Origin of the sequence: Citrobacter sp. Cpo091 (assembly GCF_030332645.1) — a bacterium.
In the GTDB taxonomy this organism is placed as follows: domain Bacteria; phylum Pseudomonadota; class Gammaproteobacteria; order Enterobacterales; family Enterobacteriaceae; genus Citrobacter; species Citrobacter portucalensis.
The window spans coordinates 446,583-470,984 of the sequence record NZ_JAOWHL010000028.1 but is presented as its reverse complement, the minus strand read 5'-3'; the positions used below and the strand labels follow the sequence as shown (position 1 = coordinate 470,984).

Here is a 24,402-nt window from a genome sequence, read left to right as displayed (position 1 = left end):
CCCCCAGTGGAATTAACGACCGCCCATAATGGCGATGTAATCCTGCGTCCAGCGACTGTAAGGAACGAATTTTCCACCTTCGGCAATCGGCGTTTTCCAGAAGGCAATTTTGTCAAAGTAGCTATAGCCGTTGGTTTCACAACCCTTTTCACCCAACAGAGGGCTGGCTTTACAACCTTCAGGTACCACTGGCAGAGAACCAAACCAGGCCGCTACGTCGCCCTGTACTTTCGGGGTTAATGACCAGTTCATCCATTTGTAAGCACAAACCGGGTGTTTCGCTTCACTGTGCAGCATGGTGGTATCAGCCCATCCGGTAACCCCTTCTTTTGGGAAAACCGTGGCAATTGGCTGACCTTCGCCTTTCAAGGCGTTAGCCTGATAAGGCCAGGCGCTTGACGCCACCACGCCTTCGTTTTTGAAATCGCTCATTTGCACGGTGGTATCGTGCCAATAGCGATGGATCAGCGCGTGCTGATCGCTCAGGACTTTGATCACCGCCTGATACTGTTTTTCAGTGAGCTGATAGGGATCGGTAATACCCAACTGCGGCTGAGTGGCTTTAACGAATAACGCGGCATCGGCAATATAGATCGGGCCATCGTAGGCCTGAACGCGCCCTTTATTGCTTTTCCCATCCTCAAGTTTTTGCTCAACAAACACCACGCTCCAGCTATCCGGCGGCGTTGGGAAAATTTTGGTGTTATACATCAGCAGGTTTGGTCCCCACTGGTACGGTGTGCCGTACACTTTTCCGCCAACGTTAAACCATTCGCCTTTTACCACGCGTGGATCGATGGTTTTCCAGTTAGGGATCAGCGCGGTATTAATTGGCTGAACGCGTTTTCCCATAATCAGGCGCAGTGAGGCATCACCAGAAGCGGTAACCAGGTCGTAGCCGCCTTTTGCCATCAGGCTGACCATTTCATCAGATGTGGCTGCCGTTTTTACATTAACCGCGCAGCCGGTATCTTTCTCAAACTGTGAGACCCAGTCATATTGCTTATCGGTTTGCCCACGTTCGATATAACCCGGCCAGGCAATAATATCCAGGCGGCCTTCCGGTTTATCTAATGATGTGGGGGGTTCGGCTGCCTGCGCAGTCATCAGCGTCATACTGAGTGCGCACAGGCTACTGAGGGCAAACTGCTTGCTCATAACGTCTTACTCCTGTCTAAAAAATATTGAGCGGCAGCCTTGCCGTAAATATATGTCCTTTTCTAAAAATAGTCGGGGTGTTGTAAGCGTTCCTGCTGGCGCAAGGAAATTTAATCAGGTTGTGAGCTAACGCTCATTACGCTACAGACTCTGACCTGGGGGTAATCTTCTGGAGTATAGACAAGGGGTTAGACGCAGAGGTGGCAATAGTAATAACTATTGATATTTTGTATGGACGCACCCGATATAAATAATACCGTGGTTCAGCATTCACTATTTCGAAAATAAGAACACGCTATTCATTTATATTGAATAGCGCGTTATGGTTTATTTCATCATTTCACGAATTAATTTACCAAGCTGTTTTACGGCCTGCTCTTCGCGATCTCCCCAGTGCCATGCAGTATTAAAACGAAAAAAACGTGTCCAGCTTCCCGAGGTCGAGAACATTTTCCCCGGCGCAATACTGATGTGGTGTGCCAGCGCATGGGTACTGAGCACACCGGCATCAAGCGGTTCCGGCAGCTCCAGCCACAGAAAATAACCGCTGTCGTTGTGGTGAATTTTGACTTCCGCCGGAAGATGACGCAGCAGCGTTTGCCAGGCCTGTTGTTTACGTTCCGCCAGTTGCCGACGCAAGCGCCGTAAATGCGCGTCATAGCGCCGGGTTGAAAGATAATCAACAAGGGCAAGCTGCATGGGCGAACTGGTAGATAAGGTGCTCATTAGCTGAAGTCGCTGAATACGCCGGGCATGTTTCCCTGCTGCCACCCAGCCAATACGAAATCCTGGTACCAGACACTTCGAGAAGGACGAACAATGCAGAACGCTGTCGGCGCGATCCCAGGCTTTGGCGGGCAACGGTTTTTCGCGGCCAAAGTACAGCTCGCTGTAAACATCATCTTCAATCAGTATTACGTGGTATTTTTCCAGCAAGGCAACCAGACGCACCTTTTTCTCTGCGCTGAGCGTAAAACCCAGTGGATTTTGGCTGTTTGTCATTAGCCAGCAAGCTTTTACCGGGTACTCCTGCAACGCCTGCTCCAGCGCGGTGAGATCGATCCCCTCTTTTACGTCGGTGGCAATCGAAAGCGCCTTCAGACGTAATCGCTCCAGGGCCTGCAACGCCCCGTAAAAACAGGGGTTTTCGACAATTACCCAATCACCCGGTTCGGTGACTGCTTGCAGGCTCAGGTTGAGGGCTTCCATCGCGCCGGTGGTGATGACGATTTCGTCCGGTGAAATGGTCATCCCCTGTTGAGCATAGCGACGGGCAATGGCATGACGCAGCTCAGCATTCCCCGGCGGCAGGTTTTCAATCACGCTCATGGCGGTGGCAGTTTTACTCACCTGCGCCAACGAGCGGTTCAACTGCTGAAGTGGAAACAGACGCGGGTCGGGGAATGCGGAGGCAAAGGGCATCACTGACGCATCCCGGCTGGCCTGCAACATATCAAAAATGTAGGTATTGATATCCACCGCTTCATCGCGCATGACCTGCACCTGCGGCGCAGCAAGTTCACGTTCGGGGCGCGCGGCGACATAATAACCAGACTGCGGTCGGGCAATAATTCGCCCCTGGCTTTCCAGCAACTGGTATGCGTGTCCGACGGTCATAAAACTCATTCCGCTGCTGACCACCTGCTCACGCAAGGATGGCAAGCGATCGCCTGGCTGCCATACGCCAGACGCAATTTGATCGCGAATTTGCTCTGCCAGTCGCTGGTACTTTTTCATTCTGAAAATCCGTTCAGGTAACCACCATCATGTATATCAGTTTACATAATCTCTACATTTTTACTAACTGTTATGAATAGTTTTGTTTCAATGCCGAAGTTGCAGCCTGCCAAGTGAAACCTAAACTGTTATTGTCTTAAATCTCATATCCTGACTTTTCACTAAACACATTTTCAAATGCTGTGCGCAATTTGTCGGTCACCGCATCAAAATCGTTGAGTATCTCGGTGTCATTAAAACAGGTTTGAGCAGTTCCATCGGTTAGTGTTTTGATAGCATCGTTTATGCTTTTAGAGGATAAATTGAAATACTTACCTCTCTTTATAGGGTTTTTAGGGTTAAATTTCCCATTCGCCAACTGCCAATATCGGAATAAGTATTGCGTTAAGCACAAAGGCTCGCGGAATTTCTTACTGACTGTTTCCCTCAGCAACTGTTCTTCCACCTGCCATATCTCATTGAACGTACTTTTCAAAAATGGTTGCGGAATGTGTCGACTATAAAACCCTTCGAAAAACTTTTCTTTTCGGTTAGCGAAATTTTTCAGTAGCCGTCTTTTATAACACATGCTGTAATATTTATTCTTATTTTCCTGCATCATCGCACGCTTGCTAAAGTGGCTATTTAATATGCTGATGTTGAGAAAATCTGATGAGGCCATGATGAGATTATCTTTGTTGGTTGGAGGGTTTTTCTTTAAAATCAAAAAGTCATTTGGATTTCCATTATCGAAGTAGAAATCTTCAGCCAGCGGTGCCGTAATGAACATATCATCATTAAACAAGACAAATTTGTCGCTCAAATCATTTATCTTATGAAGATTAAGCTCTATCGCATTAGAGTTAAACGTAGGCAAGTACTTGTTTTCGATAAACTGTTCATGAAAAACAATGTTTAACTTTTTATGATTCACATTAAGCCATGCGGGAATCTGTCCGCATGTAACTAAATGTATCTTTCTTACCCATGGCGCATATTTTTCCACACACCTGAACCAATAATTAAAAATACCCATATCTCTGAAACGCGCCGGATGCATAGCCCCCTCAGCATGGCAACCCGCCGCTTTATGCTTGGCAAAACTCGCCTGCCAGGCTAAATCACTTGAGTCAACCCACAAAACGACAAAGTCGATTCCGCTCATTTTATTGTTCCAATGAATAATTTTCGGCGAATATAACAAAGTGCCAATTCAATGTTTGAACTAATCAAGGCATCAATATTGAAGACTCCATCTTTTGTGAAAGCTATAGCAATTGTGCAACTGTTATGGTTAAAAAGAACTGTTCTGTTTCTGCCTTCCATTGCTCCTCAGACTTAGAATTGCGCTAAATCAATTTTGCCTGCGGAGTTAAGCATGTTCGGTCTTGACGCGTTTCACCTGGCAAGGATCCAGTTCGCGTTTACGGTATCCTTTCACATCATCTTTCCGGCTATTACTATCGGGCTCGCCAGTTATCTGGCTGTGCTGGAAGGGCTATGGCTAAAAACGAAAAATCCCACCTGGCGATCGCTTTACCATTTCTGGTCGAAAATATTCGCCGTAAATTTTGGTATGGGTGTAGTTTCCGGGCTGGTGATGGCTTATCAGTTCGGCACCAACTGGAGTGGTTTTTCCGAGTTCGCCGGGAGTATCACTGGGCCGTTGCTGACCTATGAAGTATTAACCGCCTTCTTCCTCGAAGCTGGTTTCCTTGGGGTGATGTTGTTTGGCTGGAATCGGGTTGGTCCAGGACTTCATTTCTTTGCCACCTGCATGGTCGCACTGGGTACCATTATTTCAACCTTCTGGATCCTCGCCTCCAACAGCTGGATGCAGACACCGCAAGGCTATGAAATAGTTAACGGCCAGGTCGTTCCCGTCGACTGGTTCGCCGTTATTTTCAATCCCTCATTCCCCTATCGTCTGCTGCATATGTCGGTTGCCGCCTTCCTGAGCAGCGCGTTGTTTGTTGCTGCCTCGGGGGCATGGCATTTGCTGCGCGGGAATAACACACCAGCAATTCGAGCGATGTTTTCGATGGCGCTGTGGATGACATTAATCGTCGCTCCACTGCAGGCCTTGATTGGCGATATGCACGGTTTGAATACGCTGAAGCATCAGCCGGCAAAAATTGCTGCGATTGAAGGACACTGGGAAAATCGCCCCGGTGAACCGACTCCGCTGCTGCTGTTCGGCTGGCCGGATATGGAGCAGGAACGCACCCGCTATGGGCTGGAAATCCCGGCGCTGGGCAGTCTGATCCTGACCCATAGTCTGGACAAACAGGTCCCGGCCCTAAAAGAGTTTCCTAAAGAAGACAGGCCCAACTCCACTATGGTGTTCTGGTCGTTTCGCATAATGGCCGGGCTAGGCATGCTGATGATCCTGTTGGGCGCGTTTGCCCTGTGGCTGCGCTTTAAGCAGCGTTTATACACCTCGCGCCCTTTTCTGCGCTTTGCCTTGTGGATGGGTCCTTCCGGTCTGATTGCCATCCTTGCCGGTTGGGTGACCACTGAAGTTGGCCGTCAGCCGTGGGTGGTTTACGGTCTGCAACGTACGGCGGATGCGGTTTCTGCACATGGCGATTTACATATGAGCATCAGCCTGCTGTCCTTCTTTGTGGTGTACAGCTCAGTGTTTGGCGTGGGTTACAGCTACATGATCCGCCTGATCCGTAAAGGGCCACAGGAAGATGACCCGACCATTCCGCCAACAGGCACGCCTGCCCGGCCGCTTTCAGCCGCCGTCCTCGATTCTCAACCGGAGGCACATCGCTAATGGGTATCGATTTATCAGTTATCTGGTTTGTGATTATCGTCTTCGCCACGCTGATGTATATCGTGATGGACGGTTTTGATCTCGGGATTGGCATTTTATTCCCAGCGATTCAGGACTCTGACGACCGCGATGTTATGGTCAACAGCGTCGCCCCGGTATGGGACGGCAATGAAACCTGGCTGGTGTTGGGCGGCGCAGGATTATTCGGCGCTTTCCCCCTGGCCTATGCGGTGATTGTCGATGCGCTGACCATCCCGTTGACCCTGATGCTAATCGGCCTAATTTTTCGCGGCGTCGCGTTCGAGTTTCGCTTCAAAGCCACACCGGCTCACCGACCATTCTGGGATAAAGCCTTTATCGGCGGTTCAATCCTCGCAACATTCACGCAAGGTGTCGTGGTGGGTGCCGTACTCAACGGGTTTTCCGTTACCGGACGCAGCTACAGCGGCGGTCCTTTCGACTGGTTGACCCCGTTCACGTTGTTCTGCGGCGTTGGTCTGGTCGTGGCTTACGCCCTGCTGGGGGCGACATGGCTGGTGATGAAAAGCGAAAATCCGTTGCAGGATAAAATGCGCAGTGTGGCCAAAAAACTGCTGCTGGCAATGTTGGTTGTGATTGCCATTATCAGCCTGTGGACACCACTGGCACATAGCGCGATTGCCGAGCGTTGGTTTAGCCTGCCCAACCTTTGGTTCCTGATGCCGGTTCCGCTGCTGGTTGCGCTTATCAGTCTCTGGCTGTGGCGTTCGCTGGGGCAACATAATTGCCATACGCTGCCTTTTGTATTAACGCTGGGGCTGATTTTTCTCGGGTTTAGCGGGCTGGGGATCAGTATCTGGCCACATATCATTCCACCGTCTATTACGCTCTGGCAGGCGGCGGCTCCGGCACAAAGTCAGGGCTTTATGTTGGTTGGCGCACTGCTGATTATCCCGATAATCCTGGTGTACACCTTCTGGAGCTACTACGTTTTCCGCGGCAAAGTTCAACATGGTGAGGGGTATCATTGATGCAACAAACAATCTGGAAACGCCTGATGTGGCTGGTGATCCTCTGGGGCGGCAGCGTGCTGGCCCTGGCCGCCGTTGGCATGTTCTTTCGTCTCCTGATGACGGCCGCCGGATTTAAGTCCTGAATCTCGCCCTGATAACACCCGGTCAGCGCGCTGCACTGCCCGGGTGTTACAAATCCCAACATCGACTAAACAAAAATGTAAAAAACATCGAAATGGCAAAACAGAGATTGTCATTAACCCGATTAAAATATTGAATAGTCACCGGGCGAAATTATCGCCAATTCCGCAGCTAACGTACCAGAGGGTGCATGATGTTTAAGAAAGGGTTAACGGTGTTATTGCTGGCCAGCGCGCTTTTTTCCGGTCAACTTTTCGCTACTAATCAGGGACATGAATATCTTCAGGTGCAGGATGCCGATCATTTACTACGACACACGGCCGACAGCGATGAACTTCGAGTGACGGCGGAAGAATCCGCCGCCGATCTTCGTGAACACCATCACTGGCAAAAATCACGCAAACCCGACACACATCTGAGCTAACGATTAACCTTTGCGCTTCGGCAGTGTCTTCATCAGTTCTTCTGGACTGACCGAAGCCACGACGCTGCCCGGCAACGGCATCTTCAGAATGTGGTGCTTCATCTTGCCGATTACGTGCATTTCGCACGGTCGGCAATCAAATTTCAGCGTCAGGACTTCATCGCCGTTAACCAGTTGCATCGGTGTTGCTTTCCAGCTTTTGATGTTACCTTTCGCCTGTTTCGGACACAGGTTAAAGGCGAAACGCAGGCAATGTTTGGTGATCATCACCGGCACTTCGCCCTTTTCTTCATGTGCTTCATAGGCTGCATCAATCAACTGAACGCCATAACGGTGATAAAACTCACGCGCTTTTTGGTTGTAGACGTTAGCCAGGAAACTCAAGTGCGTTTGTGGATAAACCGGCGCTGGCTGAGATACCGGTTTGCGGCTACCGCGCTGATAGCTTTGCAAGCGCGCTGCATCCAGCATATCAACGGCTTCACGCCGGAACTGATTTAGTTGACCGTTTGGCACAAACAGTGCGCCCGGCAGATTCACCTGAATATTACGGGCGTAGTACATCGTCTGACCAAGTTTTGCCAGTCCGTCCTGTAGGTTACTCAACGCTTTTTCCGCATTGTTCGCTTCCTCAAACTGGCCGTCCAACGTATGGGTGATACTCACGCCCTCTTCACTGGTGAGCGTCAGAATCAGCTGCTCCTGCCAGCCGCCGAGCTCAATATCGATCGCAACACGGCGTTCGCTGGAAGTTTTTGTTAACGCTTGCTGCCAGTTATGATCGAGGTTGCGATTCAGCGGATGATGCGGACGCACTTTGTGCAGGTCGGCAGGCATTTCATTCGGCCATACCCGATAACGATTGTTCCCCGTTTTTTCCACGGTGTTGGCGCGAAATCCAACAACCTCACGTTTGATTAACACGTTCAGGCCATCCCCGTTTGCCAGCGGTTCAGTCACCTCAACATCGAGATGATCTTTCGCCACCTTCAGGACTTCGCCGACCGGCAAACCGATAAACTTTGGTGAGTCGAATGCGCCAATATCCCCTTTACGGGCATTCACAAAATAATCGGTACTGCCGCGATGGAAGGTTTTCTCTGTGGATGGAGTAAAGAAATGTTCGGTACGTCCCGCTGATGAACGGGCCAGATCGCCGCGCTCTTCAATAATGGCGTCGAGCATCTGGCGATAATGCGCGGTAATATTCTTCACATAACTCATGTCCTTATAGCGCCCTTCAATTTTGAAGGAACGCACACCTGCGTCAATCAACGCGCCCAGGTTGGCGGTCTGATCGTTATCTTTCATCGACAACAGATGTTTTTCATAGGACACCACGCGTCCCTGATCGTCTTTCAGGGTATACGGCAGACGGCAAGCCTGGGAACAGTCGCCGCGGTTAGCGCTGCGTCCGGTTTGCGCATGTGAAATATAACACTGCCCTGAATAGGCAACGCACAGCGCACCGTGAATGAAAAACTCAATGCTCGCATCAGTAGCCTGATGGATAGCGCTAATCTGCTCAAGGCTCAGTTCGCGCGCCAGCACAATCTGGGTGAATCCCACATCGGATAGAAATTTCGCCTTCTCAACGCTGCGAATATCGCACTGGGTGCTGGCGTGCAGTTCAATCGGGGGAATATCCAGTTCAAGAATCCCCATATCCTGCACAATCAGGGCATCAACGCCGGTCTGATACAGATCGGTAATTAACCGTTGTGCGGGCTCCAGCTCATCATCATGCAAGATCGTGTTTAGCGTCACAAAGATTTTTGCCCCGTAACGATGGGCAAAAGGCACTAATTCGGCTATATCTTTCAGGCTATTACTGGCGTTATGACGCGCGCCAAAACCTGGTCCACCAATGTAAACGGCGTCTGCGCCGTGCAAAATGGCTTCGCGCGCAATGGCGGTATCCCGAGCCGGGCTTAACAATTCAAGGTGATGAGGCTGCTGGCGCATACAGTTGTTACCATCCACAAGCGGTAAAAATGGCGGTTATTGTAGTCACAAGCGCGGCGTTTCGGAATAGTTTTCCCGATTAACCGCGTGGGTAATGGATCAGCGAATGAAAATGAACCGTTTGCTCGCTACTGTTACGGTAACTATGTGCCGTATCTCCGGCGAAACGGACACCCTCACCGGATTTAAAGGTGCGCCACTGCCCCTCAATACACATATCCAGCAGACCACTAATCACCACCACGTGCTCAATTACGCCGGTTTCATGCGGAGTAGATTCACTGAGCGCGCCGGGTGCCAGCAGTATCGAAAAATGATCGAAGCACAGTTGCGGATCCCACGGGAACAACGGTGTGACGACCATCGCCTGCTGCTGGGGATCGAATGTTAGCGTGCCGTCTGACTCTGGTGGTGAAATAAACGTTGAAAACGGGACGTTCAGTCCGGTGGCTATTTTCCACAATGTTGCCACCGTTGGACTGGATTCGTTGCGCTCAATCTGCCCCAGCATCGCTTTTGACACGCCAGTTTCCTCCGCCAGACGCGAAAGGCTCCATTCACGCTGGTGACGTAGCGTCTTGAGCGTTGTGGCCAAATAGTGGGTTAAGTTGTCCATTTTTCTCCTTCGTCGCTCTCCTTTCTCAGGGCTACAGCTTAGCACTTGTACGCTATAACGCACAGTGTTACAGTAACTGACCGTTATAACGCACGCGGAGTTGCTATGCGCACATTTTCCATCCCCCTGCCTACAGTTTTGTCGGGTTTTGTGGCGGTCCTGGTCGGCTACGCCAGTTCAGCGGCCATTATCTGGCAAGCGGCGCTCGCCGCAGGTGCGACGACCGGACAAATCGCAGGCTGGATGACCGCACTGGGGCTAGCAATGGGGGTCAGTACGCTGGCGCTGACATTGTGGTATCGCGCCCCTGTACTTACCGCATGGTCAACGCCCGGTGCCGCGCTGCTGGTGACGGGCCTGCAAGGGGTATCGATTCAGGATGCTATCGGTGTTTTTATCGTAGCTAATGCATTGATTGTGCTGTGCGGTATAACCGGGCTGTTTGCCCGCCTGATGAAAATTATTCCCCACTCGCTGGCATCGGCCATGCTGGCCGGGATCTTGCTGCGTTTTGGTTTGCAGGCGTTCAATAGCCTGAACAGTGAGCTTATCTTGTGCGGCAGCATGCTGCTGGCGTGGTTGGTACTAAAAGTAATCGCCCCACGGTATGCCGTTATCGCAGCAATGTTGGTAGGTATAGCCATCGCCCTGGTTAAAGGTGACATTGTCACCGATAGTGTTAATCTGTCACCGGTGTTGCCAGCGTTTATTGCACCACACTTTTCATTAGCCCACAGTATCAGTATTGCGCTACCGCTGTTTCTGGTCACTATGGCTTCGCAAAATGCCCCCGGTATTGCGACCATGAAAGCATCTGGATATTCGTTACCCGTTTCACCCCTGATTGTTTTTACGGGTCTGTTGGCACTGCTATTTTCGCCGTTTGGCGTCTATTCCATCTGCATCGCCGCCATAACCGCCGCAATTTGCCAAAGCCCCGAAGCCCATCCAGATGTAAATCGACGCTGGCTCGCCGCAGCCGCAGCGGGTGTCTTTTACATTCTGGCTGGGGTGTTTGGCGGTTCGGTCACAGGACTGATGGCAGCCCTGCCCGTAAGCTGGATCCAGATGCTTGCTGGTCTGGCATTACTCGGCACGATTAGCGGTAGTTTATTTCAAGCCTTACATAATGAAGCAGAACGCGACGCGGCCATTGTGACTTTTCTGGTTACGGCCAGTGGTCTGACGGTATTTGGCATTGGGTCTGCATTCTGGGGGCTGGTCGTCGGCGGTATCTGCTACTCAGTGTTGACGTTATTTCGCCGCGCGTAACTGCGTTGGCGTTTTACCCGTCACTTGTTTAAACCGGTTACTGAAATGGCTCGCCGAACTGAACCCACAGGCCATTGCAATATCCGACAGGCTGCGTGATGAACAACAGACCAGTTGCTGCGCCAGCGCCATACGGCGTTGCATGACGTACTGATGAGGCGCCATATTCATCGACTGGCGAAACATTCTGGCAAAATGGAATTCACTTAGCGCTGCTTCACCTGCCAGATCGCTCAACGTTATGGGATACGCCAGATGTGCTTCAATATAGGCCAGCACGTTGCGCAATGTGGCAGGCGCAAGCCCTCCGGTGACAACGGGAAGTCGCCATTGCACATTGCTGTAATGCTGGATCAGATGCGTTAACAGTAGTGAAGATGCTGCGCTAAGCGTGAGGTGATTGGCCGGTTGCTGCCAGTCATTACCAAGCAAAAACTGACGGTAAACCGCCGTGATCCCCGGGTCACTGCCAAACGTATGCTCGTCCAGCGTGAAACTATAGGGGCTTTTGTCCCAGACTTTTTCACCCACTTCGCGCAAATGGGCGTCTGTACAATAGAGATGAACAAAGGAAAGATCGTCACGAATATCCCAACTGGACTCACTCTCCTTCGGCATCAGGCAAAAACGGTCTGGTCCCCCGCCATTCTTCCAGCCTCCCGCCGTCTTGTGGTAACTCTCGTAACCATCTGCGATGTATAAACTGAGCGTATGATGATCGCAATACTGGGTGATGGTATCGCGTTTGTTCGACCAGGCCGCCAGTTGGATCCCTGAATGTAACGCAACCGATTCATGCAGCACGGCATTATGTTTGCGCAAGTTTTCAAAGGCACCGTAGGGCTGAGACATACCATCACATTCAAAATAAGTTAGCAGGCTTTCAGTCTATATCAGCTACATATCGTTAACAGCTGCCTTTTCACTATTACGCTAAAAAAAGCGCAAGATTTTGCAAGTCCACCGCAAGCCGATGAAAGTCTCCTGCATTCCGTCGTGACACAGTGTAAGTCTGAAAGCATAAAGAGAGAGTCGTATGAACGCACTGTTGTACTGCCTGGTGGTGGTTATTTGGGGAACGACATGGATTGCGATTTATTTGCAGCAAGGTCCGGTTTCTGCACCGGTTTCTATCTTTTGGCGCTTCGCCGTTGCCAGCTCGGTGATGATAGTGATCCTGTTGCTAAGCGGTAAATTACGCAAACTGTCTGGTCGCGATCATCTGTTTTGTCTGTTACAGGGCGGATGCGTTTTTTGCTTTAACTTCTGGTGTTTTTATACGGCTGCGGCGTGGATTAATACCGGCCTGGAGTCGGTGATTTTCTCAATGGCCGTCCTGTTCAATGCAGTCAATAGCTTCATCTTTTTTGGTCAAAAACCACCGCTGCGCTTCTATATTGCAGCGGGTCTGGGACTGACGGGCATCGTGACTCTGTTCTGGCAGGATTTGCTCAACAGCGGGTTTAATCATTCACTGTTACTGGGCATCGGTTTGAGCGCTCTGGGAACCTTCGGCTTCTCACTGGGTAATATGATCAGTCTGCGTCACCAGAAAAAAGGGTTAGAAGTGTTAACGACCAACAGCTGGGCCATGCTGTACGGCACATTGCTGATCGCGGCCATTGCGCTGGTGCGCGGCGACAACTTCACGCCACAGTGGACATTCAGCTATCTTAGCGCGCTGTTATATCTTGCTATTTTCGGCTCAGTGATTGCCTTTGGCGCTTATTTCACGCTGGTAGGTCGCATTGGTCCCAGTAAGGCGGCATACAGCACGCTGCTGTTCCCGCTGGTGGCGCTGACGCTGTCAACATTGTATGAAGGATACATCTGGCAAGTTAATGCAATTGCCGGATTGGTGTTGATCTTACTGGGAAATCTGGTGATGTTTGCCCGACCGGAAGCGCTGATGGGTAAACTACTCTATCGTCGTCGTGTGGCATAAAAAAACGCACCATCCTGAGATGGTGCGTTCATCATTTTTATTGTGGTTTTTTGTTCACATCAAACATGGAGGCATCGGTCGCCATGTCATCAACAACTTTCTTCAACGTTTCGAACGCCATCGGCGTGCTTTCGTTGTTCAGGTCTTTACCTTCACCCTTACGTACAACTTTAATCACCGGTTTATTGGTCGCTGCATCAATCAACTCACCCTCGAAATAGAGGTTGGTATCCATGGTACGGTGACCCGTCGCCATTTGCGTTCCCGCAACCAGCAGTGCAACCGGGACCACTTCATAGAACTGCAGTCCTTCTTTGCTGGTCGCAACACCGGTAATCGCTCCGCGGAAAATCAGGCTACGTGGCCCTGGGGTTGTAACCAGAGGTTTACGCTGACCGATCGCCGTTTTCAACTTCGTATTGGTATAGGTCAGTAATTGATCAAGAACCTGCTGCCCTACCTGTGTAGTAGGTTTAGGAACCGGATAATACGTTACCGGGTTATACACGATGTTGTCATATTTGGATTCGTTGTAGCTCGGATCAACCCAACGGAGTACCGTTTGTCCCGATGCTGATTTTGTTTCCTTCAGATCAGAATAATTTTTTAAAAACCCAGAATATTTCTCCGGTTCGGTCACTTTTGACGCACAGCCGGATAATGCCAACAAGCCAGTAAGCACTGCAACTTTAAATAAAGTTTGAGTACGCATGAAACGATCCCTTTAGTTTTCGCAATGATGCAAAAAAAGAATAGCAAAACAGAATCATTTTGGATGCACTAAAAATGTTCAGATACATTAAAATTGGAAAGTAACGCACATTTTTATTTCTACGTTCAGCACGAAAAAACGCTGAACGTAGAAAGAGTTAACCCAGACGGGAGAATCAAGCAGTTTTACGTGCCAGCATTGTGGCAAAGCGCAGTTTAATTCGATTACCGTTTTCATCTGTACGATGAAGTTCACCTACGTCTTCGTTATATTTCAGCAGATCCCACCCGCTGTAATAACGACGTAATTCTCCAGATTTAAACGCAAACGGAAAACCAACGGTGCACGGAAAATCTTCGGTATCCATCGCCGCGACGATTAAGTTGTATCCACCCGGTTTAGTACAACGTTGCATATTCTCAATAAGGCCAGGGATTGTTTTGGCTTCAAGGAACATCAACACAACGGTAGATAGAATAAAATCGTATTCCCCCTCAAAACGTAACGCATTAAGGTCAGCGACCTTCGCGTTCAGGTTGGTCAGCCCCTCAGCCGCTTTGATGCGCTCAAGGTTAGCGATGCTCATGGGGTTTTTATCCCATGCAGTAACGTCATAGCCGTTTGCCGCCAGGTACAGGCTGTTTCGGCCGTTACCGCAGCCCAGATCTAACGTTTTACCTGGTGCAACCACTTTTGCCGCTTCAACGACATCGGAATGCGTACGGGTTAAATCATATTTTTCAGTAAAGTAGTTTTCGTCGCAAAGGGTCATTATTTATCCTCAGATTTCAGTAATGCAGCACGCTCCGTGCGGATGAGCAGTTTCCCCTGCATCAGCAATGCAAACGTACGTATCAGTAATAATGCAATGATAAAATTGGTAAAAATAAACAGTGGGATAGACAGAGTATGAAAAAATCCTGATTCACTGCCGTGCCCAAGATGCAATCCCGTTGTCGCCAACGCAGACACGCCAAACGAGAAGCTCCAGAATGACGCATTAAATGGCTGTGACAAATACCACGGCATAAGGCGTAGCATGAACAGAAGTTGCAGCAGACCATAACCAAATAGCATTTTAGCTAACGTATCCCCCTCGCCGCCGTTGACGCTAAGCCAGGCACTACAGGCGACCAGCGCGGGTGCCAACTGTATACCAAGTGAAGTACGTAAAACCGTCGGTAGTTCACCGCAGCTACGTAAACGCTGCAGAATCACCGGCTCCAGGCTAAGCCAGGAAAATACCCCGGCGCCCAAAAACACCAACCCGGCATCGTTGAACCCAAGTGCACCACAGGCCATGGCGCTGATAAAGTTATTGGCAACGGTCGGCAGATACAGACCCGGCGTGGTGGCCTCTTCCGGATGCTCCCCACGCCACAGCCCTGCCGTTTGCCAGGCGGCGTATGAGAGCTGTATCACCACACCAATGCTGAACAATCCTAACGCCAGCGGTCGATACCACGGTACAAAACCAATCGCGACCAGCATCGTTGTTGCTGGAAACAGACTGACAAAACTGCTCATCACCGGATGACGAATCTCCGCCAGTACGCTGTGCGGAAAACGTAGTAAGCGATTCACAAATGCCAGCGTCAGCAATCCCCAGATGACCATCGCAAGGATGACTAAGCCATCACCAATCCAGTGGCTCACCGGCCACACCTGGCTGGCGTAACGCCACGCAAATCCCATCCCAATTGTACCCAGTACCATGCCAAAATAACCGGCCGGAAGATTGAGGACCCGTTCACTCTGTTTGTTCTTACTCATTTTGTTTATTTTTTAAAGTATATTTGAAATACATTTTATGGAATATCTGCCGGTTTAGCCAGTGCAGAAAACTTTGCTACGTTTAACTAAGGTGCGCAACATGGAAATGAGCTATGACCAAATACCGTCTGAGCGATGAATCTCGCTCCTTTAGTTACCAGGATAATGGCAATAAAAAAAGTGTATTACTACGCCAAATCATCGCACTCATTGATTTTAATGATGTTAGATCCGGTACGCTCGGTGGCTGGATTGATGATGAAAGCGTTCTGTCGCAAAGCGGTAATTGCTGGATATACGATGAGAATGCGCTCGCTTTTTCCGGCGCGACGATAACCGGAGACGCCCGTATTACACAGGCAAGCGTGGTTAGAGACGGTGCGCAGATTGGTGATGCCGTCTGGATTGACCGAGCAGAAATCAGCCATAACGCGCAAATACGTGACAACGTCACTATTCAGGATTCTGTTGTTCGCGGTGAGTGCCTCATCTGCGGTGATGCACGCATTGTGTGTGACTCTGAAATCATTGCAGCCAGGGGGTTAACCCGTGAAAGCGACCAGCTCCTGCAAATTTACGAGCGGGCGGCAGTCAGCAATTCACGCGTGGTGCATCAGGCGCAAATCTATGGCGATGCGATGATCAATTATGCCTTTATAGAACATCGGGCTGAAGTTTTTGATTTTGCACGGATAGAAGGCAACGAAGAGAATAATGTCTGGATCTGCGATTGCGCCAAAGTCTATGGGCATGCACGCGTCATCGCCGGAACGGATGAAGACGCCATTCCTACCCTGCGCTACAGTTCGCAGGTGGCGGAACACGCGGTGGTTGAAGGTAACTGCGTGCTGAAACACCACGTGCTGGTTGGGGGGCATGCGCAATTACGTGGCGGACCGCTCCAGCTTGACGGTCACATCCTGATTGAAGGCTATGCCTGTATTCTGGGTGAAGTGCTGATCGAGCATCATATTGAGATAACCGATCAGGCCCAAGTTGAAGCCTTTGATGGCGATGAAATCCATCTGCGCGGGCCAAAAGTGATCAACGGCGAACAACGTATCACGCGCACCCCTATCGCCGGTTTATTCTGAAGAGCCATCAATGATGCGGGCGTAGAGATTCACGTCATGGTAATCGCCATTAAGGAACTCCGCCTGTTGCATACATCCTTCCAGTCGGAAGCCATTGCGCAGTGCAACCTGGTTGCTTCTGACGTTATCTACACGACATTTAATCACGAAGCGGCGAATCTCCTGGCGCTGCGCATAATGATGAATCATCGCCTGTAGCGCCTGAGACAGAATGCCTTTGCCCTGGTGCTCTTCATCCAGCCAATAACCAATATAAGCGGCTTTGTTCAGCGGCTCTATCTGGTTAAACGAGATAACGCCAGCCACCTCCCCTTGTTCGAAAATAAGGAACATTTTGGCGTAGCCGCGCTGGTGCAACATCATATTCCCCTGCACGTTCTTACGCGTGTCGTCCTCAGATTCGACAAACTGCGGCCAGTTCAGTGACTGTTGGAGCCAGGTTTTATTTTTAAGCACCAACTGATGCAGAGGGGTGACGTGGTGTTCTTCTACCGCCCGCAGTTCCAGCGCGTCACTAACGATAATTATTTCTGGCATGTTTATCTCCTTTGCGATCGTAAACGGGGCATTTCTGACTGGCAGTAGCCGATATTACTCTGTTTAGCACCGAGGATGTCTTATTTTTATGCTGTAACAGCAATCACTTAGAAAGAATCTCTGGCGTGGAACCCGTTACTCTGGTGATCCGGGTATCCCCTCATGGATAGACCGTAATGATGACAATAACACTTTCATTCTATTGCTAAGGAGCAAGCATGGCAGCACCTTTGGGTCGTTTAGCACTTATTCCGCTTTTACTGATTACCGCCTGTCACCAACCTGTTTCCACCACACAAGCGGGCCCCGTTCCCTTTGCCGTCAATAAGCAACAGGTCGTGGATAATACCACGCTGGAAATTTCCCGTAGCGCGCTGGAATATAACATTCATAAAGTTCAGCAACTGCTGGGAGATAAAACCCGGATGTGCGCCATTCTTAAAGGCGACGCGTATGGCCACGATCTCTCACTGGTAACACCGGTGATGATGCAAAACGGCGTGCAATGTATTGGCATCGCCAGCAACGAGGAGATTAGTACCGTTCGCCAGTCAGGCTATACACCGCAGCTCATGCGCGTGCGTAACGCGACGGAAAAAGAGATGCGCCAGGCGGCGGATTTCGATACCGAAGAGCTTATTGGTAATCTGGATATGGCTAAGCGTCTAAGTGCAATCGCTCAAGAGAAAGGTAAAACTATTCGTATCCATCTGGCGCTGAACTCTGGCGGTATGTCGCGTAACGGTCTGGAAGTCAGTACCGCTGCAGGTCTGGAAGAAGCACGCGCTATTTCCGCATTACCCGGCCTGAAAATTGTCGGCATCATGTCGCATTTCCCGGAAGAAGATGCGGCAGTGGTAAAACGCGATCTGGCCCGTTTCAATACGCAATCAGCCCAGGTACTGAAAATTACCGGGCTTAAGCGCGAAGATGTCACCCTGCATGTCGCGAATACGTTCGCTACCCTGACCGTTCCAGAATCCTGGCTCGACATGGTGCGTGTTGGCGGTATTTTCTATGGCGATACCATCGCCAGCACCGAATACAAACGCGTCATGACGTTTAAATCTGCCATCGCGTCGGTAAACCATTACCCCAAAGGAAACACCGTCGGGTATGACAGAACCTATACCCTTAAACGTGATTCCGTTCTGGCCAATATCCCGACAGGTTATGCCGATGGTTATCGGCGTGTGTTCAGTAATGCGGGGCACGTGCTGATCCGCGGCCAGCGGGTTCCGGTACTGGGTAAAACATCCATGAATACCGTGATCGTCGATGTAACCGATTTGCCGCAGGTTGCATCCGGTGATGAAGTGGTGCTGTTCGGTAAACAGGGAAATGCGCAGGTTAGTGCAGAAGAAGTCGAAGAAATTAGCGGCGCGTTGTTCACTGAAATGTCGATCCTCTGGGGGGCGACGAACAAACGCGTGATGGTCGATTAACACCTAAAAACAGGAAGGGCTTCCGTTTCTCGCAGGAAGCCCTTTTACACAGCAAGCGCCGTTCTACTTAGCTCTCACTGACACTCTCTTTTTGCAATATTTTGAGCAGATCTTCCTTCAGGTGGAGTTTCTGTTTCTTAAGACGAACAATGTCCAAACTATACCCCCGACCATCCGAACCTTCCAGTCTGGAGATCTCATGATCAAGGCTGTTGTGTTTTTCGAATAAGGACAGAAAGCGAGGGTTCTCGGATTTCAGTCGGGAAATAAGGTCTCTGTATTCTGGAAACATACTTTCTCCCTGTTAGTGGACAAGAACGTGTATAAGAAATACACACCCACAGAGTACCCATTTGCCATACAGAAAAATGCGAACAGGATCGAGTAAATAGTGTACAGAGTCGTTATGAGGATGATTGCAGATACGGCTCCCCATCAGGAGAGCCGTAAAGGGCATGATTAACGCATCTCGCGGTCGTCAACGTACTGACGTTTATCCGGCGCTGGCGGGAAGTACTGATACAGCCAGGTTTCGCTGATGGCGTCACCCTGGCAACGCAGGAACATACGCATATCTACCGGATCGGTTGAGTCAGAGGTCGGATACCAGTCAAACTGAATGCGATAACCGTCGATAGGCTCCACGTAGAGGATCTCAATCTGTTTCGCTTCACCGCTGGAGAGCGTAATCACCGGTTCAATGCCTTTCGGCGCAGCCGCTTTTAGATCGCCACCAACGAAGTCAACGGCAAAACGACGCGCCCATTTTTCTGGGTAATGCTCGCCCGGTGCCCATCCTTCCGGGAAACCGCCCATGCCTGTCCGGGTCGCCATCACGCGAGCCAGCGGTGAACGCACCGGCGGCTGAGCGCTCCAGTACAGGCGATATTTGAATTCCAGCTCATCGCCAGCTTTGATCTTCTTGTCCGGCTGCCAGAAGCAGACAACGTTATCCAGCGTTTCGCCGGTCGTCGGGATCTCCATCAGACCGATGGTCCCCTTGCCCCACTGGTTGCGCGGTTCGACCCACAGGCTTGGGCGCTTGTTATACCAGCCCATGATGTCCTGATAATGGGAGAAGTCGCGATCGAGTTGCAGCAAGCCAAACCCTTTCGGGTTGTTATCGGTATAGGCGTTGAACTGCAGCTTTTGCGGGTTATTCAGCGGACGGCAGATCCACTCGCCATTGCCCCGCCACATCGCCAGACGATCGGAGTCATGGATTTGCGGGTGAATAGTGTCGCACATCCGACGCTCGTTGTTGCCGCAGCTGAACATGCTGGTCATCGGCGCAATGCCGAGCTGCTTGATGTCTTTGCGCGCATAGATGTGGTTTTGTACATCCATAATCACCTGCGTTTTCTCGCAGTGGATCACGAACTTGAATGCGCCGGTTACGCTTGGGCTGTCGAGAAGCGCATACACGGTAAAGGAGGTTGCGCCCGGTTTGACCGTTTCGAACCAGAAAGAGGTGAAATCAGGAAACTCTTCTTTGCTGTCGGTGTAGGTATCTACCGCCAGACCACGGGCCGATAAACCGTACTGATAGGTGTCATCCACGGCGCGGAAATAGCTGGCGCCCAGGAAAGAAACGACATCGCGGCGGGCCAGTTCTGGCGCTTTAAACACGCGGAATCCAGCGAATCCGAGGTCAGTCTGCCCTTCCAATTGTTTGGTATCCACACCCGCGTCGTTGTATTTAAACAGTTCCGGACGGAAGTGAATTTCACGCGCCATATGCGTACTACCATCAACCGAGAACATGCGTACACGACGACGGAAGCCCATTCCCACGTGGAAGAACTGCGCATCAAGCTGACGATTTTCAACATTGTTCCACAGAGACTGCTCTGCGTCATATTGAATGCTGTTGTAGGCCTGCGGCGTCAGTTTCGCCAGCGTGTCCGGTAACGCGCGTGGTGCGCCGCCCCAGGGTTTCTGTGCTAAGTCATGGGCCATCGATTGCAGAACGGAAAAATCAAAACGTACGGTTTTTCCGTCTGCAATGTCAGACTCTGCCGCAAAGGCGGCGCGGGAAAAGAGTGATGCAATACCACTGGTTCCGCACACGGCGGCCATTGCCATTGAACCTTTAATAAATCGTCTGCGATTCATGCCTGAAAGTGAGTCCTTCTGGTCGTGTAAATGGTCCCGCGCCGGTCAAAATCTGCGGCATGAGAGTGCACATTTCTGACCGCTCACTCTAGACAAAATTCATTAATAATCCAATTGTTGGTCGCCGATTATCTGTACAAAATCGAAAATATTTTATGTCGATGGGAACAGACCGAATCCCATGTAAATTCCATTAAAGTAAGCCACACCGACGTTTACTTCGTTCTTGAGCCTCCTGATACAGCGCAAACTCATCATAAACCGCGCAACCCAGCGCCTGTTCAAACGCGTCGCGGCTGGAATTTCCGTGGCTGCGAGCTTGTGTTTCATTGCCCAAATTGGACTGGAAAATTCCTGCGGCGCTCACCGGTAAAAAATCTTCGTAGGTGATGGGTTGCGCAACCAGCCAGCCCCGTTCAATAAGCGGCTGCGGATCGTCATCAGGGCGAATCGCCTGCCGATGCGCTTCACCCGATGGCGTCAGACGATAGCGGAACCAGGCTAGCCCCTGCTGGCGCAGCAGGAATTCGCTGTCCGGGAAGGCTTTAAACACCTCCTGAAGATGTAGCTGGTGCGTCAGATTGTCTTTCCCCGTTCCCGCTTTATTCAGCAATTCGTCGTACAACGCCCTACCTTTCGGCGTCAGGGCCACGCCGCGCTGTTCGATCTCACCAAAACGTGCCGTGTGAGTGCCGCGCATTTCACCGGCAAACAACACCGGTTCTTCCAGCGCTTTGAAACTGGTCTGACGCAATAAAATGGGCACCTCGCGGCGCGGCGGCCCTTCAATCAGTATTTTCGGTTCAATGCCGCATTCCGGCATCATCGACTGCACCCGGTCAATATCCAGCGTTCGCGGTGTCAGATGGTTGATATGACAACCGGGGAAGCACACCACATCAGCAATCAGCCGGTGTTCGTTGTGTAATGCGTGATAGGTCGCTTCATCGACCGTGGCATGCTGATGCCAGCGGAATGTTTCCAGCGCTTCATGCACAAATTCTTGCGCCTGTTCAGATGTAAAACTGCCCTGCGCATCAAATTCATCCAGCAGTTCGTGGCAACGGCGAGTGAAAATATCGCGTTTCGCGAGGATCTCAGCGGCTTTTTGCCGCAGCGCGGCGTTTTCGATTAGTTCGAGCCGTAATAACGAGGTGAATACCCGAAACGGGTTGCGCGATAGCGAGGCATCGTCGATGGGACGAAAGGCTGTGGAATGTACAGGGACGCCCGCCTGGGAGAGATCGTAATAACTCACCGGATACATGCCCATAACGGCAAACATCCGGCGCAGCGTAGAAAGCTCCTGCGCGGTACCCACTCGAATGGCACCATGACGCTCAACGTTTAGCCGGGCCAGTTCATCCGCATTCGCCAGTTTTTCATGCAGCGTCGGATTATTTTCCAGTACCGCCAGATTCACATCAGCGACAAGTTCCAGCAACGTGCCGTACTGCGGGACTTCCTGCTGGTACATTGCTGACATTGCCTGCGAAAATTGTTCCCGAATCTCATCTGCCGTGATGGTGTTCGCCATAATGTCATGCCTCCAGTGAATATTACCTGGAGTGTAGAAAACGCCGCTGACTCCGGTGGGAAGAATTTACAAAGTGTGACCCCGCGTAAACTTCCCACCCATACAAAAGATGAACAGTACCTACTGGCGTGGTTTCAAATGACTTTCCAGCCAGGGCAGCATCTGTTTTTTACGGCTAAGCATACCTTCGACCTTGCAAGGCTGCGGGATGTCTGAAAGTTCTGATCCAGCAAACCATAGGCTGGTGTCACCCAGATTGATGTCAGTGAGCATCAGCACGACTAACGCAGCGTTCTTTTCTTCTGCATAGCGCGCCATTTCCTGACGGAGATCGTCCAGCACCGCATCCACCTGTTGCAGCGCATACAGTTCAAGCTGCGCGACACAGACTGAATGTCCATGGATGGTGAAGGTTTTAATGTCTTTCTGCAAAAGTTCGCGGGCGTTCATCCCTTCCACGCTGGTTTTAGCTGACAGCAGGTCACGACTGAAAGCGTCAAGATCCACTCCGGTTTTTTGGGCCAGCGCATCAACCGCCTGGCGATCGTCAGAGGTGGTCGTTGGTGAACGTAGCGTGACAGTGTCACTCAATACAGCGCCGAGCAGTAAAACAGCCTCAGCGGAAGATAACTGGCTGCGTTCATCTTCCGTCATCAGTTGCCACAGCAGGGTTGCGCTACTACCGACGGGCTTCACCCACACTTCCGGTGGCAGACGGGTGACTAACCCACCAAGTCGGTGATGATCGATAATTCCCACCACGTTACTTTCTGTTAACGATTCCGGTCCCTGGGCCGGCTCGGTGAAATCGACCAGCCAGACATCACGATCGGTCAGTTCAAACGTCAACCGTTCAGGCATCGTCAGCCCCGCATGCTCAAAGATAAACTGCGTTTCGCGGTTAGGCTCGCCCAAACGCCATGCCGTCGCCTGCTGGCCACGTAAACTAAGCCAACGCGCCGTCATTGCGGCGGTGCAGATGGCATCGCTATCGGGATTAAGGTGCCCTATTACATGTATCATTCATCAGTGCCTTGTGAAGAGAAATCGTTCAAAAGTAAACAATCACCAAAGTATAACGACTGGCCACACTCCCTTCCATGATCCCACCACCCAGCAATGCTGTACAAAACATAAGCAAAATAAATCAGTTGTAAGTAAAACATGATAAATGTTAATAATATTTTGCTATCAGGTTATCAAAAACAAACAACTTTACTTGTCACCGATACGGCTCTGTTTTTAACATCGCTTATGGAAAAAAATGTTCTGTTCAATCAGCGCATTCGCTTGCGCCACCTTCATACTTTTGTCGCCGTTGCACAGCAGGGAACGTTGGGGCGCGCGGCTGAGACCCTTAACCTGAGCCAACCGGCTCTCTCCAAAACGCTAAATGAACTGGAGCAACTGACCGGTACCCGGCTCTTTGAGCGTGGCCGCCTTGGCGCGCAGTTAACGCTGCCCGGAGAACAGTTTCTTACCCACGCGGTAAGAGTGCTGGATGCGCTCAACACCGCCGGACAAGCGTTAAATCAGCGCGAAGAGTCGCAGACTGATGTCGTACGGATCGGGGCCTTACCCACCGCGGCACTGGGCATTCTGCCTGCGGTAATTGGTCCTTTCCACAAGCAGCAAATGGAGACCACGCTACAGGTCGCCACCATGAGCAATCCGATGATTCTGGCAGGTTTAAAATCCGGGGAAATCGATCTTGGCATTGGTCGCATGGCCGATCCGGAATTGATGGTCGGTCTGAATTATGAATTGTTGTTTCTGGAATCACTTAAACTGGTCGTGCGCCCTAACCATCCGCTGTTGCAGGAAACTATCACGTTAAGTCGGGTAATGGAGTGGCCGGTGGTGGTTTCGCCAAAAGGAACCGCGCCTCGCCAGCACGCAGAAGCATTGTTGCAAAGTCAGGGTTGTAAAATGCCGCCAGGCTGCATTGAAACGCTGTCAGCATCGCTTTCCCGCCAGCTGACGGTTGATTACGACTATGTGTGGTTTGTCCCTTCAGGTGCGGTTAGAGAGGATTTACGCCAGGCGACGCTGGTGTCGTTGCCGATACCTACCCACGGTGCGGGTGAACCCATCGGTATTCTTACCCGTGTCGATGTGCAACTCTCTCAGGCCGCGCAGATCCTTATCGCCGCAATACGCAAAACCGTACCGTTTTGA

23 protein-coding genes are annotated in these 24,402 nt (G+C 50.8%); 9 read left to right on the top strand and 14 right to left on the bottom strand.

The window, feature by feature from the left end; genetic code table 11:
* Positions 1 to 12 precede the first annotated feature (12 nt).
* The 3 genes from ydcS to OGY04_RS05745 form a co-directional block, all read right to left on the bottom strand.
* Positions 13 to 1,158 (bottom strand): putative ABC transporter substrate-binding protein YdcS, encoded by a 1,146-nt coding sequence (gene ydcS / locus OGY04_RS05755; RefSeq protein ID WP_008784842.1) that lies wholly within the window; start codon positions 1,156 to 1,158, stop codon positions 13 to 15.
* A gap of 327 nt (positions 1,159 to 1,485) precedes the next feature.
* Positions 1,486 to 2,895 (bottom strand): aminotransferase-like domain-containing protein, encoded by a 1,410-nt coding sequence (locus tag OGY04_RS05750; RefSeq protein ID WP_286584929.1) that lies wholly within the window; start codon positions 2,893 to 2,895, stop codon positions 1,486 to 1,488.
* 136 nt (positions 2,896 to 3,031) lie between these two features.
* Positions 3,032 to 4,039 (bottom strand): stealth family protein, encoded by a 1,008-nt coding sequence (locus OGY04_RS05745; RefSeq protein WP_153687268.1) that lies wholly within the window; start codon positions 4,037 to 4,039, stop codon positions 3,032 to 3,034.
* A 213-nt stretch (positions 4,040 to 4,252) separates the two neighbouring features.
* Here OGY04_RS05745 and OGY04_RS05740 point away from each other — a divergent pair, with 213 nt between their 5' ends.
* From OGY04_RS05740 to OGY04_RS05725, 4 genes are all read left to right on the top strand, one after another.
* Complete coding sequence (locus tag OGY04_RS05740; protein ID WP_079934069.1) at positions 4,253 to 5,656, top strand: cytochrome ubiquinol oxidase subunit I; 1,404 nt, start codon at positions 4,253 to 4,255, stop codon at positions 5,654 to 5,656.
* Positions 5,656 to 6,666 (top strand): cytochrome d ubiquinol oxidase subunit II, encoded by a 1,011-nt coding sequence (gene cydB, locus OGY04_RS05735; protein ID WP_267441863.1) that lies wholly within the window; start codon positions 5,656 to 5,658, stop codon positions 6,664 to 6,666. Before OGY04_RS05740 ends, cydB begins: the two co-directional genes overlap by 1 nt.
* Complete coding sequence (locus tag OGY04_RS05730; protein WP_003020230.1) at positions 6,666 to 6,791, top strand: DUF2474 domain-containing protein; 126 nt, start codon at positions 6,666 to 6,668, stop codon at positions 6,789 to 6,791. The genes cydB and OGY04_RS05730 overlap by 1 nt, the downstream gene beginning before the upstream one ends.
* 191 nt (positions 6,792 to 6,982) lie before the next feature.
* Positions 6,983 to 7,213: a DUF2554 family protein gene (locus tag OGY04_RS05725; RefSeq protein WP_003020233.1), complete on the top strand. Its 231-nt coding sequence runs from the start codon at positions 6,983 to 6,985 to the stop codon at positions 7,211 to 7,213.
* A 3-nt stretch (positions 7,214 to 7,216) separates the two neighbouring features.
* Here the strand turns inward: OGY04_RS05725 and rlhA are convergent, their stop codons facing one another.
* Entirely contained in the window at positions 7,217 to 9,178 is a 1,962-nt protein-coding gene (gene rlhA / locus OGY04_RS05720) for a 23S rRNA 5-hydroxycytidine C2501 synthase (RefSeq protein ID WP_153687270.1), read from the bottom strand.
* A gap of 79 nt (positions 9,179 to 9,257) precedes the next feature.
* Positions 9,258 to 9,794 carry a helix-turn-helix domain-containing protein gene (locus tag OGY04_RS05715; RefSeq protein ID WP_071446326.1) on the bottom strand — a complete coding sequence of 179 codons (537 nt, stop codon included), beginning with the start codon at positions 9,792 to 9,794 and terminating at the stop codon, positions 9,258 to 9,260.
* A 105-nt stretch (positions 9,795 to 9,899) separates the two neighbouring features.
* Here OGY04_RS05715 and OGY04_RS05710 point away from each other — a divergent pair, with 105 nt between their 5' ends.
* Positions 9,900 to 11,066, top strand: coding sequence for a benzoate/H(+) symporter BenE family transporter (locus OGY04_RS05710; protein WP_286584927.1), 1,167 nt, complete (start codon positions 9,900 to 9,902; stop codon positions 11,064 to 11,066).
* Here OGY04_RS05710 and OGY04_RS05705 read toward each other — a convergent pair.
* Positions 11,049 to 11,918 (bottom strand): AraC family transcriptional regulator, encoded by an 870-nt coding sequence (locus OGY04_RS05705; RefSeq protein ID WP_048214144.1) that lies wholly within the window; start codon positions 11,916 to 11,918, stop codon positions 11,049 to 11,051. The genes OGY04_RS05710 and OGY04_RS05705 overlap by 18 nt on opposite strands.
* A 184-nt stretch (positions 11,919 to 12,102) precedes the next feature.
* Here OGY04_RS05705 and OGY04_RS05700 point away from each other — a divergent pair, with 184 nt between their 5' ends.
* Positions 12,103 to 13,011, top strand: a complete 909-nt coding sequence (locus OGY04_RS05700) for a DMT family transporter (protein WP_032943534.1) — start codon at positions 12,103 to 12,105, stop codon at positions 13,009 to 13,011.
* A 37-nt stretch (positions 13,012 to 13,048) separates the two neighbouring features.
* Here the strand turns inward: OGY04_RS05700 and OGY04_RS05695 are convergent, their stop codons facing one another.
* From OGY04_RS05695 to tehA, 3 genes are all read right to left on the bottom strand, one after another.
* Complete coding sequence (locus OGY04_RS05695) at positions 13,049 to 13,723, bottom strand: DUF3313 domain-containing protein (protein WP_103285252.1); 675 nt, start codon at positions 13,721 to 13,723, stop codon at positions 13,049 to 13,051.
* A 175-nt stretch (positions 13,724 to 13,898) separates the two neighbouring features.
* Positions 13,899 to 14,495 (bottom strand): tellurite resistance methyltransferase TehB, encoded by a 597-nt coding sequence (tehB, locus tag OGY04_RS05690; protein ID WP_198802266.1) that lies wholly within the window; start codon positions 14,493 to 14,495, stop codon positions 13,899 to 13,901.
* Complete coding sequence (tehA, locus tag OGY04_RS05685; protein WP_032943536.1) at positions 14,495 to 15,496, bottom strand: dicarboxylate transporter/tellurite-resistance protein TehA; 1,002 nt, start codon at positions 15,494 to 15,496, stop codon at positions 14,495 to 14,497. Before tehA ends, tehB begins: the two co-directional genes overlap by 1 nt.
* Positions 15,497 to 15,609: 113 nt before the next feature.
* Between tehA and ydcK the strand changes: the two genes are divergently transcribed.
* Positions 15,610 to 16,590, top strand: coding sequence for a YdcK family protein (ydcK, locus tag OGY04_RS05680; protein ID WP_286584924.1), 981 nt, complete (start codon positions 15,610 to 15,612; stop codon positions 16,588 to 16,590).
* Here the strand turns inward: ydcK and rimL are convergent.
* Complete coding sequence (rimL, locus tag OGY04_RS05675; RefSeq protein ID WP_286584922.1) at positions 16,582 to 17,127, bottom strand: 50S ribosomal protein L7/L12-serine acetyltransferase; 546 nt, start codon at positions 17,125 to 17,127, stop codon at positions 16,582 to 16,584. The genes ydcK and rimL overlap by 9 nt on opposite strands.
* 218 nt (positions 17,128 to 17,345) lie before the next feature.
* On the opposite strand from rimL, the gene alr reads away from it, so the two are divergent.
* On the top strand, positions 17,346 to 18,572 hold the full coding sequence (alr, locus tag OGY04_RS05670) for an alanine racemase (protein ID WP_286584920.1): 1,227 nt from the start codon (positions 17,346 to 17,348) through the stop codon (positions 18,570 to 18,572).
* A gap of 67 nt (positions 18,573 to 18,639) precedes the next feature.
* Here the strand turns inward: alr and OGY04_RS05665 are convergent, their stop codons facing one another.
* The 4 genes from OGY04_RS05665 to OGY04_RS05650 form a co-directional block, all read right to left on the bottom strand.
* Positions 18,640 to 18,864, bottom strand: coding sequence for an HP1242/YdcH family protein (locus OGY04_RS05665; RefSeq protein ID WP_003833168.1), 225 nt, complete (start codon positions 18,862 to 18,864; stop codon positions 18,640 to 18,642).
* 167 nt (positions 18,865 to 19,031) lie between these two features.
* Positions 19,032 to 20,687 carry a glucan biosynthesis protein D gene (locus tag OGY04_RS05660; RefSeq protein ID WP_047411098.1) on the bottom strand — a complete coding sequence of 552 codons (1,656 nt, stop codon included), beginning with the start codon at positions 20,685 to 20,687 and terminating at the stop codon, positions 19,032 to 19,034.
* 193 nt (positions 20,688 to 20,880) lie between these two features.
* Positions 20,881 to 22,224, bottom strand: a complete 1,344-nt coding sequence (gene hglS / locus OGY04_RS05655) for a 2-oxoadipate dioxygenase/decarboxylase HglS (protein ID WP_008784859.1) — start codon at positions 22,222 to 22,224, stop codon at positions 20,881 to 20,883.
* Between the two features lie 120 nt (positions 22,225 to 22,344).
* Positions 22,345 to 23,247: a manganese-dependent inorganic pyrophosphatase gene (locus tag OGY04_RS05650; RefSeq protein WP_284878773.1), complete on the bottom strand. Its 903-nt coding sequence runs from the start codon at positions 23,245 to 23,247 to the stop codon at positions 22,345 to 22,347.
* 231 nt (positions 23,248 to 23,478) lie between these two features.
* Here OGY04_RS05650 and pcaQ point away from each other — a divergent pair, with 231 nt between their 5' ends.
* Positions 23,479 to 24,402 carry a pca operon transcription factor PcaQ gene (gene pcaQ, locus OGY04_RS05645; RefSeq protein ID WP_003020288.1) on the top strand — a complete coding sequence of 308 codons (924 nt, stop codon included), beginning with the start codon at positions 23,479 to 23,481 and terminating at the stop codon, positions 24,400 to 24,402.

Coding starts and splice junctions, on each gene's coding strand:
- ydcS (WP_008784842.1), bottom strand. CDS start 1,158: ATGAGCAAGCAGTTTGCCCTCAGTAGCCTGTGCGCACTCAGTATGACG.
- OGY04_RS05750 (WP_286584929.1), bottom strand. CDS start 2,895: ATGAAAAAGTACCAGCGACTGGCAGAGCAAATTCGCGATCAAATTGCG.
- OGY04_RS05745 (WP_153687268.1), bottom strand. CDS start 4,039: ATGAGCGGAATCGACTTTGTCGTTTTGTGGGTTGACTCAAGTGATTTA.
- OGY04_RS05740 (WP_079934069.1), top strand. CDS start 4,253: ATGTTCGGTCTTGACGCGTTTCACCTGGCAAGGATCCAGTTCGCGTTT.
- cydB (WP_267441863.1), top strand. CDS start 5,656: ATGGGTATCGATTTATCAGTTATCTGGTTTGTGATTATCGTCTTCGCC.
- OGY04_RS05730 (WP_003020230.1), top strand. CDS start 6,666: ATGCAACAAACAATCTGGAAACGCCTGATGTGGCTGGTGATCCTCTGG.
- OGY04_RS05725 (WP_003020233.1), top strand. CDS start 6,983: ATGTTTAAGAAAGGGTTAACGGTGTTATTGCTGGCCAGCGCGCTTTTT.
- rlhA (WP_153687270.1), bottom strand. CDS start 9,178: ATGCGCCAGCAGCCTCATCACCTTGAATTGTTAAGCCCGGCTCGGGAT.
- OGY04_RS05715 (WP_071446326.1), bottom strand. CDS start 9,794: ATGGACAACTTAACCCACTATTTGGCCACAACGCTCAAGACGCTACGT.
- OGY04_RS05710 (WP_286584927.1), top strand. CDS start 9,900: ATGCGCACATTTTCCATCCCCCTGCCTACAGTTTTGTCGGGTTTTGTG.
- OGY04_RS05705 (WP_048214144.1), bottom strand. CDS start 11,918: ATGTCTCAGCCCTACGGTGCCTTTGAAAACTTGCGCAAACATAATGCC.
- OGY04_RS05700 (WP_032943534.1), top strand. CDS start 12,103: ATGAACGCACTGTTGTACTGCCTGGTGGTGGTTATTTGGGGAACGACA.
- OGY04_RS05695 (WP_103285252.1), bottom strand. CDS start 13,723: ATGCGTACTCAAACTTTATTTAAAGTTGCAGTGCTTACTGGCTTGTTG.
- tehB (WP_198802266.1), bottom strand. CDS start 14,495: ATGACCCTTTGCGACGAAAACTACTTTACTGAAAAATATGATTTAACC.
- tehA (WP_032943536.1), bottom strand. CDS start 15,496: ATGAGTAAGAACAAACAGAGTGAACGGGTCCTCAATCTTCCGGCCGGT.
- ydcK (WP_286584924.1), top strand. CDS start 15,610: ATGACCAAATACCGTCTGAGCGATGAATCTCGCTCCTTTAGTTACCAG.
- rimL (WP_286584922.1), bottom strand. CDS start 17,127: ATGCCAGAAATAATTATCGTTAGTGACGCGCTGGAACTGCGGGCGGTA.
- alr (WP_286584920.1), top strand. CDS start 17,346: ATGGCAGCACCTTTGGGTCGTTTAGCACTTATTCCGCTTTTACTGATT.
- OGY04_RS05665 (WP_003833168.1), bottom strand. CDS start 18,864: ATGTTTCCAGAATACAGAGACCTTATTTCCCGACTGAAATCCGAGAAC.
- OGY04_RS05660 (WP_047411098.1), bottom strand. CDS start 20,687: ATGAATCGCAGACGATTTATTAAAGGTTCAATGGCAATGGCCGCCGTG.
- hglS (WP_008784859.1), bottom strand. CDS start 22,224: ATGGCGAACACCATCACGGCAGATGAGATTCGGGAACAATTTTCGCAG.
- OGY04_RS05650 (WP_284878773.1), bottom strand. CDS start 23,247: ATGATACATGTAATAGGGCACCTTAATCCCGATAGCGATGCCATCTGC.
- pcaQ (WP_003020288.1), top strand. CDS start 23,479: ATGGAAAAAAATGTTCTGTTCAATCAGCGCATTCGCTTGCGCCACCTT.